The sequence below is a fragment of the Massilia sp. LC238 genome, assembly GCF_000735635.1.
Taxonomy (GTDB): domain Bacteria; phylum Pseudomonadota; class Gammaproteobacteria; order Burkholderiales; family Burkholderiaceae_D; genus Telluria; species Telluria varians.
The window spans coordinates 23620-35996 of record NZ_JNNN01000020.1 but is presented as its reverse complement, the minus strand read 5'-3'; the positions used below and the strand labels follow the sequence as shown (position 1 = coordinate 35996).

General features: G+C 69.7%; 7 protein-coding genes and 1 pseudogene. 3 read left to right on the top strand and 5 right to left on the bottom strand.

Features of this window, described 5'->3' with window-relative positions; translation table 11 throughout:
- Nucleotides 1–269: 269 nt before the first annotated feature.
- Nucleotides 270–1319 carry an NAD(P)-dependent alcohol dehydrogenase gene (locus tag FG94_RS04635; RefSeq protein ID WP_036207744.1) on the bottom strand — a complete coding sequence of 350 codons (1050 nt, stop codon included), beginning with the start codon at nucleotides 1317–1319 and terminating at the stop codon, nucleotides 270–272.
- A 154-nt stretch (nucleotides 1320–1473) separates the two neighbouring features.
- Here FG94_RS04635 and FG94_RS04630 point away from each other — a divergent pair.
- The 3 genes and pseudogenes from FG94_RS04630 to FG94_RS04620 all read left to right on the top strand — a co-directional run bounded on the left by FG94_RS04630 (nucleotide 1474) and on the right by FG94_RS04620 (nucleotide 5103).
- Nucleotides 1474–2370: pseudogene (locus FG94_RS04630) on the top strand (LysR family transcriptional regulator).
- Between the two features lie 110 nt (nucleotides 2371–2480).
- The gene (locus tag FG94_RS04625; protein ID WP_036207716.1) at nucleotides 2481–3305 is read left to right on the top strand and encodes a universal stress protein; all 825 of its coding nucleotides are present in this window, start codon (nucleotides 2481–2483) and stop codon (nucleotides 3303–3305) included.
- A 19-nt stretch (nucleotides 3306–3324) separates the two neighbouring features.
- Nucleotides 3325–5103, top strand: a complete 1779-nt coding sequence (locus FG94_RS04620; protein WP_036207713.1) for an alpha/beta hydrolase — start codon at nucleotides 3325–3327, stop codon at nucleotides 5101–5103.
- Nucleotides 5104–5256: 153 nt separating this feature from the next.
- Here FG94_RS04620 and FG94_RS04615 read toward each other — a convergent pair whose 3' ends face one another.
- The 4 genes from FG94_RS04615 to FG94_RS04600 all read right to left on the bottom strand — a co-directional run bounded on the left by FG94_RS04615 (nucleotide 5257) and on the right by FG94_RS04600 (nucleotide 12377).
- Nucleotides 5257–8007 (bottom strand): glycosyl hydrolase, encoded by a 2751-nt coding sequence (locus FG94_RS04615; protein ID WP_152570839.1) that lies wholly within the window; start codon nucleotides 8005–8007, stop codon nucleotides 5257–5259.
- Nucleotides 8008–8218: 211 nt separating this feature from the next.
- Nucleotides 8219–9577 carry an acetylxylan esterase gene (locus FG94_RS04610; protein WP_036207710.1) on the bottom strand — a complete coding sequence of 453 codons (1359 nt, stop codon included), beginning with the start codon at nucleotides 9575–9577 and terminating at the stop codon, nucleotides 8219–8221.
- Nucleotides 9577–10104 carry a PEP-CTERM sorting domain-containing protein gene (locus tag FG94_RS04605; RefSeq protein ID WP_161783937.1) on the bottom strand — a complete coding sequence of 176 codons (528 nt, stop codon included), beginning with the start codon at nucleotides 10102–10104 and terminating at the stop codon, nucleotides 9577–9579. Before FG94_RS04605 ends, FG94_RS04610 begins: the two co-directional genes overlap by 1 nt.
- Nucleotides 10105–10130: 26 nt before the next feature.
- The gene (locus tag FG94_RS04600; protein ID WP_161783936.1) at nucleotides 10131–12377 is read right to left on the bottom strand and encodes a carbohydrate-binding protein; all 2247 of its coding nucleotides are present in this window, start codon (nucleotides 12375–12377) and stop codon (nucleotides 10131–10133) included.

Here is a 12377-nt window from a genome sequence, read left to right as displayed (position 1 = left end):
CACCTCGCCACCGGCGCCCTCGCGGCGGCAACGGCGCTACCCGTGGCGAGTCCGGCGGCGACGCCGGGCACTGCCGCCGGCCAGGTGCCGGCGGGAGGCGGGAAAGTCACGCCTGCCAGGCACGAGCACGGTCAACAAGACGGTTCGGGGCAGGAAGAGAACGCTGCACACTTTTGTGCACGTTTTTGCTAGCAGGATGTGTTCGTTCATGCGGAATCCAGTGCGGCAAAACCCTAGTCTGCCATGGAAGCCCGCAGCAGCGCTTTCCCTCAAGCCTTGAGGGTGGCGCTGTCGATCACGAAGCGGTACTTGACCTTGCCTTCCAGCATGCGTTCGTAGGCGGCGTTGATCTCGCTTGCTCGAATCATCTCGATGTCGGCGACGATGCCGTGTTCGGCGCAGAAGTCCAGCATCTCCTGGGTTTCCGGGATCCCGCCGATCATCGAGCCGGCCAGCGCGCGGCGCTTCATGATCAGGTTGAAGACCTGGGGCGAGGGGTGCGGCGAGGATGGCGCGCCGACCAGCACCATGGTGCCGTCGCGCTTCAGCAGGGACAGATAGGCGTCGAGGTCGTGCGGGGCCGCCACGGTATTCACGATCAGGTCGAGGCGCCTCCCTTGCGCCGCCATGGCGTCAGGATCGCGGGAGACCACGACCTCGTGCGCGCCCAGCGCCTCGGCATCCCGGCGCTTCGATTCCGAGGTGGTGAAGGCCACCACGTGGGCGCCCAGCGCACGCGCCAGCTTGATGCCCATGTGGCCCAGGCCGCCGATGCCGACGATGCCCACCCGCTTGCCGGGGCCGGCCTGCCAGTGGCGCAGCGGCGACCAGGTGGTGATGCCCGCGCACAGCAGCGGCGCGACCGCCGCCAGCTGGGAGGGATCGTGGCGCACGCGCAGGACGTAGCGCTCGTTCACGACGATGCGCTCGGAATAGCCGCCCAGCGTATGGCCGGGCGCGTCCGGGGTCGGCGAATTGTAGGTGCCGACCATGCCGTCGCAGTAGTTTTCCAGGCCCGCGTCGCAGTCGGGGCAGCTGCGGCAGCTGTCGACCATGCAGCCGACGCCGACCAGGTCGCCCACCGCGAAGCATCCTACGTGGGCGCCGACGGCGGCCACCCGCCCGACGATCTCGTGGCCCGGCACGCAGGGGTAGACCGTGCCGGCCCATTCGCCGCGCACCTGGTGCAGGTCCGAATGGCAGACGCCGCAGAAGGCGATGTCGATCTCGACGTCGTGGGCGCCGGGCGCCCGGCGCGTGATGGCGATCGGTCCGAGGGGCTGGTCGCCCGCGTGGGCGCCGTATGCGTTGACAGTCATGCTGGATCCTTCCATGTTCTTGCAAAGGGAGCATGGTAGCGGCTGGCGGTAGCAAAAAACGTATTGGAAATTGCATGGGCTTATGAATGCACGTCATGAATAACCCACCCGATTCGTGAGAAAATTTGCATAATTCCCACACCTGCCCCTATCGATGGCTCGCGACAACATCAACGACATCCTCGTGTTCCTCGCCGTCGCGCGCGAACGCAGCTTCACCCGCGCCGCGGCCAGGCTGGGCATGACCCAGTCGGCGCTCAGCCACATCGTGCGCTCGCTCGAACAGCGCCTGGGCGTGCGCCTGCTCTAGCGCACCACGCGCAGCGTCTCGCCCACCGAGGCCGGCGAGCGCCTGATCCAGAACGTCGCCCCCAGGCTGGAAGAGATCGAGGCCGAGATCGCCGACATCAGCGACCTCGGCGGCAAGCCGGTGGGCACCATCCGCATCACCGCCGTCGACCACGTGGTCGAACAGGTCCTGTGGCCGCGCATCGCCCCGCTGCTGCCGCAATACCCCGACCTGCACGTCGAGTTCAGCGCCGACTACCGCATCGTCGACATCGCCGCGGAGCGCTTCGACATCGGCGTGCGCCACGGCGACCAGGTCGACAAGGACATGATCGCCGTGCGCCTCACCAGCGACGTCCCGATGCGCATCGTCGGCGCGCCCGCCTACTTCGAGCGGCGCCCGCTGCCCGCCTCGGTTGCCGACCTCATGAAGCACAACTGCATCACGCTGCGCCTGTCCAGCAGCGGCGGCATCTACGCCTGGGAACTGCGCCACAAGGGCGAGGACATCGAGGCGCGCGTGCGCGGCCAGGCCGTCTTCAACGATGTCAGCCACCACCTGGATGCGGCGCTGAGCGGCAACGGCCTGGCCTTCCTGCCCGAGGACATGGTCGCCGACCACGTCCGGGCCGGCCGCTTGATGAGCGTCATGGAAGACTGGTGCCCGAGCTTTCCCGGGCTGCACGCCTTCTACCCCAGCCGGCGCCATTCCTCGCGTGCGCTGGGCCTGGTCATCGACGCCATCCGCTACCGCGGCGCATGAGCGCAGGGAAATTCGACAAGAATTTGATCTGCATCAGGCGCACGTCTGACACAGCCGTCCACTCGGCGTAGAGTCCTCGCTGCCGCGACGTATTCGTAGGAGGTGCTGCCGTGTACAAGACCATCATTGTCCATGTCGACGAAAGCCCGCTGCTGGACGCCCGCCTGCGCGCCGCCGCCTGGCTCGCCAACAGCCACGAGGCGCACCTGGTGGGCTGCGCCGCCACCGGCATGTCCTGGCCCGCCTACGCCATGCTCACCGGCTCGATGGCGGTGTCGCCGGTCGCCGAATTCGACTCCCTGCGCAGCACGGCGCGGGCAAGCCTGCAGCGCTTCGCCGAGCGCGCCCGCCAGCTGGGCGTGGGCTCGATCGAGGAACGCCTGGTCGAGGACGAGAACCGGGACGCCCTGCTGCTGCAGGCGCGCTATGCCGACCTGGTCGTGACCGGCCAGGACGCGGGCGACGCCGCCACCGTGCGCGGCCTGCCGCAGTACCTGGCCATGCACGGCGTGCGCCCGGTGCTGACCGTGCCGCCCTCCTACGCCGGCGCGCCGATCGCCGACAGCGTGGTGGTCGGCTGGGACGGCAGCGCCCAGGCGATCCGCGCCATCGGCGCCGCCATGCCGCTCCTGGCGCGCGCCGGCACGGTGCGCCTGGCGCTGGTCAACCCGGACCTCGAATCCGGGCTGCACGGCGAGGAACCTGGCGCCGACATGGCGCTCTACCTGGCGCGCCACGGGGTGCGCGTCGAGGTGCTGGTGGAGCGCACCGGGGTCCCCGTGGGCGAGGCCCTGCTCGGCGTCGCGGGGGCCTGCGGCGCCGGCCTGCTGGTGACCGGCGCCTTCGGCCACAGCCGCTACCGCGAGATCGTGCTGGGCGGCGTGACCCGCCTGCTGCTCGACCGCGCACCGCTGCCGGTCCTGTTCGCGCACTGAAGACGCACGCACTGCCCCCATGAACCAGCCCGGCTTCCCACCCGGCGGCGTGCACGAGCGCGACGCCAGCGACTGGCAAGGCACGCGCCACCGCTATCCCGAGGTCGAGCCCGACCACGCCGGCATCGACCTGGCGCTGCAGGCCTGGCTCGGCCGCTTCACCGGCCAGGTCTCGCCGGCGGCGCTGGCCGTGGCCTGGTTCGACTGGTGCACCCACCTGGCCTTCTCGGCGAACAAGCAGGCCGAACTCGCGTTCCAGGCCATGTCATCGAGCATGCGCTGGCTGCGCTACGCGGCCGGCGCCGCCCTGGCCGACGTGGCCGGACCGGTGGAGCCGCTGGCGCAGGACAAGCGCTTCGCCGATCCCGACTGGCAGCGCTGGCCCTGGAACGTGCTGAGCCAGGGCTTCCTGCTGCAGCAGCAGTGGTGGCACCGCGCCACCCGCAGCGTGCGCGGCATGTCGCGCCACCACGCCGACGTCGCCACCTTCGTCGCGCGCCAGCTGCTCGACGGCGTCGCGCCCTCGAACTACGTCCTGACCAATCCGGTGGTGCAGCGCGTCAGCTTCGAGCGGGGCGGCATGAACCTGGTCGCCGGCAGCTGGCGCGCCCTGGGGGACGCCTGGCGCACGGTCCTGGGCGATACCCCGGCGCCGCATTGTCGCCCGGGGCAGGACGTGGCGCTCACGCCCGGCAAGGTGGTCCTGCGCAACCGCCTGATGGAACTGCTGCGCTACGACCCGGCCACGCCGCAGGTGCATGCGACGCCCTTGCTGGTGGTGCCGGCCTGGATCATGAAGTACGACATCCTCGACCTGTCGCCCCACAATTCCCTGGTGCGCTACCTGGTCGAGCATGGGCACACGGTCTACATGATCTCGTGGAAGAATCCATCGGGCGCGGACCGCGACCTGGGCCTGGACGACTACCGCCGGCTCGGCGTCAACGCAGCCCTCGACGCCATCGTGCGCGACACCGGCGCACCCAGGGTCAATGCCTGCGGCTACTGCCTGGGCGGCACGCTGCTGGCGATCGCCGCTGCCGCGACGGCGCGCGAGCGCGACCGGCGCCTGGCCAGCCTGGCCCTGCTCGCCGGCCAGGTCGATTTCACCGAACCGGGCGAGCTGTCGCTGTTCGTCGACGAGAGCGAGATCAGCTTCCTGGAAGCGTCCATGTGGAGCCAGGGCTACCTCGAGACGCGCCAGATGGCCGGCGCCTTCCAGCTGCTGCGCTCGAACGACCTGGTGTGGTCGCGGCGGCTGCGCCACTACCTGCTCGACCTGCCGGACCAGCAGACCGACCTGATGTCCTGGAACGCCGACGCCACCCGCATGCCCTACCGGATGCACACCGAGTACCTGCGCCGCCTGTTCCTGAAGAACGACCTGGCCAGCGCGCGCTACCTGGTCGACGGCGAGCCGATCGCGCTCACCGACATCGACGCGCCGCTGTTCGCGCTCGGCACCCGCACCGACCACGTCGCCCCCTGGCGCTCGGTGTACAAGATCGGGCTCCTGACCGATACCGAGGTGACCTTCCTCCTGACCAGCGGCGGCCACAACGCCGGCGTGGTGGCGCCGCCCGGCGGGCCGGGGCGCTGCTACCAGCTCACCACACGGGCGGCCGATGCGCCCTACGTCGATCCGGAGCGCTGGCAGCACGACACGCCGGTGCAGCAGGGCAGCTGGTGGCCGGCCTGGGAGGCCTGGCTGGCCGAACACGCCGGGCCCCGGATCGCCGCGCCGGCGGGCGGCCCCGGGCTGGGGCCTGCGCCCGGGCAATACGTACTCCAGCCATGAGCCGCCGCTCATCCGTAGGGTGGGCGGGTCTCCCGCCCACGCGGTCAAATCACGGTACTGCAGCCCGTGCGACTGTTCATTTCGCAACCATCACCGCGTGGGCAGGGAACCTGCCCACCCTACAAGTCTGGCTAACTGAACGGCGTTACCGTTCTACAGGGTCTTTTCCCCGACCAGCTTGGGCGGCCCGAGGATGCCTGCCGGGCGCGGCGCGATCAATTGCGTATCCTGGGGAACGAAACGCTGGCCGTAGCGCGCCGACAGCAGACGGTAATCCGGCAGTGCCTGCCCCGCCAGCGCGTTCAGGGCCAGGTTCGCCACCTTGACCTCGATGCGATTGCTGCCCGGGGCCAGGTACTGCGTCACGTCGACGCGATACGGCGGATGCCAGACCGCGCCGGCGCGCTTGCCGTTGACCCAGACCTCGGCCGCCTCGCGCACCGGGCTGTCCAGCATGGCGCGCATCCCGGCCGGCACCTTGGGCGTGCTCGCCAGCGCCGTGCCCGGGCCGAAATCCAGCAGCACACGCTGGCCCGCAAGCTGGGCGGCGTCCAGCCTGACGGTCTTGCTGTAGGTCGCCACGCCTGAGAAGTAGCGGGTCGCCTCTTCGTCCGTCCACGAGCGCAGCTGCGGCATCGGCCGCTTGGCCGCGCTGCCGGGGAAGGCGACCTGCCAGTCGCGTCCGAGGTCGGCCAGCACGCTTGCCGGGCCCGGGCGCGGGGCCTCGGCGGCGGCCAGCGGCGTATCGGACAGCACCAGCACGCGCGATTCGTAGGGGGCCAGCGCCAGCGGCAGCGGGCCGCCGGCGGGGACGCGCGTCAACCTGCCACTGTGCGGATCCAGCCAGGCCGCATGCGCGCGCCGCACGCCCGGCGTGGCCGTGGTGTCCACCGCCGTATTGCCGGTATTGGCGACGAAGTAGATATCGGCATCGACCAGCTTGCGGCGCACGAAGCCGACCTCGGCGGCGTTCGAGGCCACCTTGAAATCTGGCGCCAGCGCCTTGTCCAGCGCGGCGCCCAGCGCCGTATCGTCGGCCACCACCTGCACGTTCGGACCGGATGCGAACAGGGCCTGAGAAGCTGCCGCAACCTGCGCGGAGATCCGCGCCGCATCGAGGTAGCCCGGCGCCATCGACGGCGTGCCGCCCACGGCGATGATCTTGCCGCCGCCGCGCACGTAGGCGGCCAGCTTGTCCAGCACCTCGGGCGCCAGCCGGCGCACGCGCGGCATCACCAGCACCGGGTGCTTCAGGCCGAGCGCGAGGATGGATTCGGCATCGACGTAGTCCAGGTTGTGGCCGGCGTCCAGGATCTGTTCGGTGAGCTCGGGCGTCACATAGTGCTTCATCCCGTCGGACAGCGACACCTTGCCCGGCACGGAACGGGCGTACACGTCGTCGTTCGGCAGGAACACCGCGACCTGATTGGCGGGCTGCCCCTGGCGCATCAGCCAGCTCATGCGGGTCAGGTAGCCATTCACGTCCGGCATCACGTTCCACCAGGGGTTGTGGTCGTTGAACACGGCCGCCGCGTAGAAGGCGTAGCCGGGCGCGCGGGTCCCGGGCGGCGTGTAGGGCCAGCCGTGGCCGACGAACAGGTTCACGCCTTCGAGCAGCATGCGGTCGGCCTCGGCCTTCATGTCGAGCGGCGTGGCCGAGAAAGCGGGCGAATTCAGCCAGGTCCAGGTCTCGGCCGAGATCACCGGGCGGCCGTACAGGTGGCCGGCGGACGTCGCCAGGCGGGTGAAGGAGAAGGCGCGGTGCTCCGGCCCCTCGCCTTCCGGCAGCGCCACCAGGCGGTTGCTCGACATCGAGACCGCCGGATAGCCATACGTCTGCGAGCGGAACAGGGTCTTGCGGGCCCTTGCCCAGTCATTCATCGGGGTGAGGTAGCGCTCGTTCACCAGTTCGGTCTGGGTCAGCGCCCAGTCGCGCTTGAGCGAGCCCGCCTGCTCGCCCTGGCCATGAAAGATCGCCGGCAGGTGCGGCAGAATGTCGTAGCCGCGGCGCTTGCGGAATTCCTCGGCGAAGTCGGCGGTCCAGTCGCTGCCGTAGACCTCGAGGCTGTCCGAGAACACCGCATAGGGCGGCTGCTCGCCGAAGGCCTGCAACAGCGGTTCGGCCACGGTTTTCAGGTGGTGCTCGACCGCCTCGCGGTTCAGGTGGTCGAGCACGAAGCCTTCGGCATTCAGTGCCGGACGCTTGACCTGCTGCCCGGTGCGGGTGGCGATATAGCCCAGCACCACCCGGTCGCCAGCGCCCGGCGCGATGGCGGCGCGGCCGCCGGCGTCCGCACTCGCCTGGATCCGCTGCAGCTTGCCGGCCTCGTACTGCTTGGCATTGCCGGGGGCGACGAAGGTGGCCAGCAAGCGCTCGCCGTTCATCACCGCCGGCAGCGCGAAGCTCCCGCTCCCGGCCGGCACCTCGATGCTGGCCATGCGCAGGCGCGCGGCGGCGTGCTGGACCTTGACGTGCGGCCCGCCGAAGGGCCAGCCCGAACCGAGCGTGATGTCCACGCGCAGCCCCTGCGCGCGTCCCTGGCGGTTGGCGAAGGAGACGGCGTCCAGGAACTCCGTCGACAAATAGGGCAGGTTCCTGATGCCGCGCGCCGCATCGTCGAGTTCCATCGGGTAGACCGGCTGGATCTCGAAGCCGCCGAAGCCGCCGGCCTTCATGGCCGCGATCTCGCGTTCCAGCTGGGCCGGCACCACGGCGGGGCCGAACCACCACCAGCGCACCAGCGGCCTGGCGTCCGGCGGCGGAGACGCCACGCGCGCAGCGACGTCGGCGATGCGGTCGAACACGACCGGATCCTGGGCGGCGGCCGCGCAGGACAGCGAGGCCACCAGAACGCCGATGGCGCCGGCAAGGAGGGAGGGCTTGTGTACCAAGGACTTGCTCATGAATGATCCTGCTGGACAAAAAAAAGCACGGCCGCGACGGACCGTGCGTAAGAGCATCTTCCAAGCGAAAGAAGCCCATGGAGTCGACGGCCGTGCGGCAGGCCGCACGGGGCCGTCATCCATAAAGACGAAGGACGGGCAGCCGATCCTCCGGCGGTCGCGAAGTAATCACGGACTTGATCGATTCGCAAGGTGAACGCAAAGACCGCCATCAGCGCTTGCCCGCCGCGTGCTCGAGCAGCCAGCGCTCGATCGTGTCGCGGTGCGCCTGCGACGTCAGGTGCACCTGGTCCGGCTCGACCACCAGGGTGCGGGCGGTCGGAATCACGTTGTACACCGCGAAGGTCGACGTCGGCGGCGTGACGGTATCGTTGTAGCCGGCGTAGTACAGCACCGGGGTGCGCAGGCGTCTGGCGAAGTTCGCGGTGTCGTAGTAGGCCGAGGTGGCGGCCTTCGGCTCGACCGGCTGGTCCTGCCTTCGGCCTTCGTCGTCCTTGCGGAACAGCCCGGGCCAGCCGCCGGCGCGCTCGTGCAGGTAGCCGGTGACGTCGCTGTAGGCCGGGTAGGACGCGATCGTCAGCGACACGCGCGGATGCAGGGCGCTGGCCATGATCGCCAGCTGGCCGCCCTGGCTGCCGCCCTGGGTGGCGAGCTGCCTGCCGTTCCACTTCGGGTGCTGCACCAGGTAGTCGAGGGCGCGCAGCGTCCCCAGGTAGACCCGGCGGTAGTAGTAAGCGTGGCGGTCGTCCAGGTTGAAGCGGTTGTAGCCGGCCAGGGCGCCGACGTTGAGCTGCTCGTACAGTTCCGCCGGCAGGTCCACGGGGATGCCGTGGATCCCGAGCTGCAGCGTGATGAAGCCCTTCGCCGCCAGCTCCGGCGTGCCCTTGTAGCCGCGCACGCCGGCGCCCGGCACCTGCAGCACCGCCGGGAACGGTCCCTCCCCGCGCGGCACCGAGAGCACGCCGTACATGCGGGTGGTGCGCGGGCCCGGCCCCACGTTCTGGAAGCTGAGGTAGGACACCTCGACTTCCGGCGTGGACAGCGCCGGCGCCGGCAGCAGCCGGAACGCCGGCTCGACCTTGGCCAGCTCGCGCTTCTGCGCCGCCCAGAAGGCGTCGAAATCCTCGGGTTCCGCCTGCACCGGGCGCAGCTCCAGCGGGCTGAAGGCCGCCGTCGCCGCCGCTTCGAGCGCCTTGCCTTCGATGCTGGCGCTGACGATGCAGCGGACAAAACCCGGCTTGTCCCCGCCCGGCGCCGCCAGCAACAGACCGTCCTCCGGCACCACCGCGCTGCGCTCCGGCCCCTCCAGCATGTCGGGTCCCAGGCGATACCTGATCCGGATGCCCTCGCGCGGATAGGGCTTCTTGTCGATACTGATCCGGAAGATCGCGTGCTCGCCCGCGCGGTAGGTCCAGTCCGGACGGTCGAGGCTCACTTTCAGGGGCAGTTCGGGATAGGCCGCCTGCGCCACCTGCACCACGGAGGGCGCGGCGGCGCCGGCCGGGGCGCTCCAGGACAGCTGGAGCGCCAGCAGGATGCCGGCGGCGACCGACAGCGGGCGGCGCGACATCAATCCCCCTTGCCCTTCCTGCGGCGCAGCGCGGCCAGGCCCGCCATCCCGCCCAGCAGCAACATGGCGCTGCCCGGCTCCGGCACGGCCTTCGCTTCCCGCAGCGTGAAGGACAGCAGGGGCGAGTCGTCGATGTAGGCTTCCTCGAATCTGCTCCAGTCATACAGTCCGTTCTGGCCGGACAGGTCGATGGTCAAGGAGGCGCCGAGGTCGAGCAGCGTGAGGTAGAAGCCCGCGTCATGGCCGCCCGGGTCGGCCGGGTTGGTATTGGCGAGGAAGTTCCAGGCGGCGGGCTGGTCGTAGTCGAGGTAGTAGACTTGGTCGATGGCCGTGGCCTGGACCGACGTGGACAGCAGGCCCTCGACCGCCGTGATGCGCGCCGGGGACGCGCTGTCGTAATGGAAGCGGCCCTGGAAGGTCCCATCGCGCCAGGTCGCCTGGTACTCGTACCAGCCGATCGGCGCGGCCCACGCGGCGTGGCCGACGAGGCCGAGGAACAGCGCAAACAGCATGTGAAGTTTTTTCATCCGGATCACCTTATGCATTTTGTTCATTACGGGACGATCAGCTCGTCGATATTGCCCAGGCCCTGGCCAGTCGATTCGAAGCGCAGCGTGTTGTTCTGGCCGGGGGCCAGGTTGACGGTGGCGCTCATGGTGGTCCAGGTGGTCCAGCTGCCGGTGACCCGGAAGCTGATCGCCTGGGCCACGCCGTTCACGCGCAGCACGCCGGTACGCGGGGTCGGGTTGCCGTTCGCGTAGCGGATCGTGATGGTCCTGGCGCCGCCCGCCCCGCCGTTGATGCGCTGGAACTCAGCGGCGCCGCCATTCAGGGGGAAGTTCAGGAAGCCCAGGTGGCGGTAGCCGCCGCGATCGCTCTTCACGGCGGTGCCGCCGCCGACGATCGCGGTTTCGGCCTGCACCGTCCCGGTGCCGTCGTAGGGCACGTGCACCGGGGCCTGCGGGAAGGAAGTCGCGCCATGGCCGAGGTAGAAGCTGGTATGCGGCGGCTGGTTGTAGCCGGCATTCTGCGCCGCCACCTGGCTGCGGTAGTGCGGGTCGTGCATCAGGGTGTTGATGCGGGTGGTGGTCGGAATCGCGGTGCTGAACACCATCAGCTCGGTATTGCTGCTGTTGCGCACGACAATCTCTTCGCGCCAGTCGCCGAACAGGTCGGCGGTGAGCACCGGCGTGGCCTTGGTGCCGTTGTTGGTCGTGCCGCCGTAGCTGCTGGTATCGAGCAGCGTGGAGAAGGTCCTGGTGGCCGGGTTCCATTTCTGGACTGCCACGCTGCCCATCGGTTCGCGCAGCAGGTCGCCGTCCCACCAGACACCGAAGTTCATCGAGCTCGGCGCCGTGCTGTTGATCAGGGCGCCGGTGACCGTGCGGTGGCCGCCGCGCGAGGCCCAGCATTCCGCGCCCGGATAGTTGGGGTCGACGTCGAAGCAGACGCCGCGGCCGACGTCGGCGTTCGAGCCGCTCGCGCCCCAGATCAGGGCGCCGGTCGCCGCGTCGTGCAGGCCGGAGCCGCTGGCGCCGTAGGCGGCAGGCGACTCGTGGATCATGTAAACCTGCAGGCCGGCGCGGTCCGGGTCGAACTTGCCGAAGTGGAGCGCGTCGCCATGTCCCAGCTTGGTGGTGTACAGCAGCTGGCCATAGCTGTCGATGGTGGCGGCGCCGTAGACGATGTCGTCGCGGCCGTCGCCATTGGCGTCGCCGGTGGCGAACCAGTGCGCCCCCTGCCCCCTGGCCGCGCTGCCGGCGACGTCGGTATCGAACACCCAGCGGCTGGTCAAGGCGCCGTCGCGCCAGTCCCAGGCCGCGATCACGGCGCGCGTGTAGTAGCCGCGCGAGAAAATGGCGCTCGGGCGGTTGCCGTCGAGGTTGGCCACGCCGCCGAGGAAGCGGTCGACCCGGTTGCCGTAGTTGTCGCCCCAGGCCGACACGCTGCCGCGCGCCGGCAGGTAGTTCACCGTCTTCATGGCGGCGCCGGTCAGGCCGTTGAACACGGTCAGGAATTCAGGGCCGGCGAGGACGTAGCCGGCACTGTTGCGGTGGTCGACGCTCGGCGAACCGATCACCACGCCCTGGCCGTCGACCGTGCCGTCGGCCGTCTTCGCCATCAGCTCGGCCTGGCCGTCGCCATCGAAGTCGTAGGCGACGAAGGTGGTGTAGTGGGCGCCGGCGCGGATGTTCTTGCCCAGGTCGATGCGCCACATGCGGGTGCCGTCGAGTTTGTAGGCGTCCAGGTAGGTGTTGCCGGTGTAGCCTGACTGCGAATTGTCCTTGGCGTTGCTCGGCTGCCACTTGACGATGATCTCGTAGCTGCCGTCGCCGTCCAGGTCGGCCGGGCTGCCGTCGTTGATTTCATAGGTATAGGCTTCGCCGGCGGGCGTGACGCCGCTCGGGGGCGCCTGCACCGGGATCGACTTGTAGGGCTTGGCCCAGGTGGCGCCGGCCGGGCTGCCCGGCTGCTCCACGCCGTTCACGACCTCGCGCACGGTGTAGCTGTCGGTGGCACTGCCGCCCGGGTCGGTGAAGTTCAGTGCATTCAGGGGCGAGGCGTTCAACCGGGTCGCGCCGCGGTACACGTTGAAGCTGGTGCCATTGGCGTCGGTAGCCAGCTGGCGCCAGCTGATGAAGACTCCCGGGTTGGACGCGCTCGCGCTCGCGATCGCGACCGCGCCGCGGTTCAGGTTTTCGATCTGCTTGCCGGGGATGGTGATGACCGCGCTGGCGCTGCCGGCGGCGGCCAGCAATGCGAGCACGAGGGTCGAGGCTCTCGCTTTCTTGTGAATCAT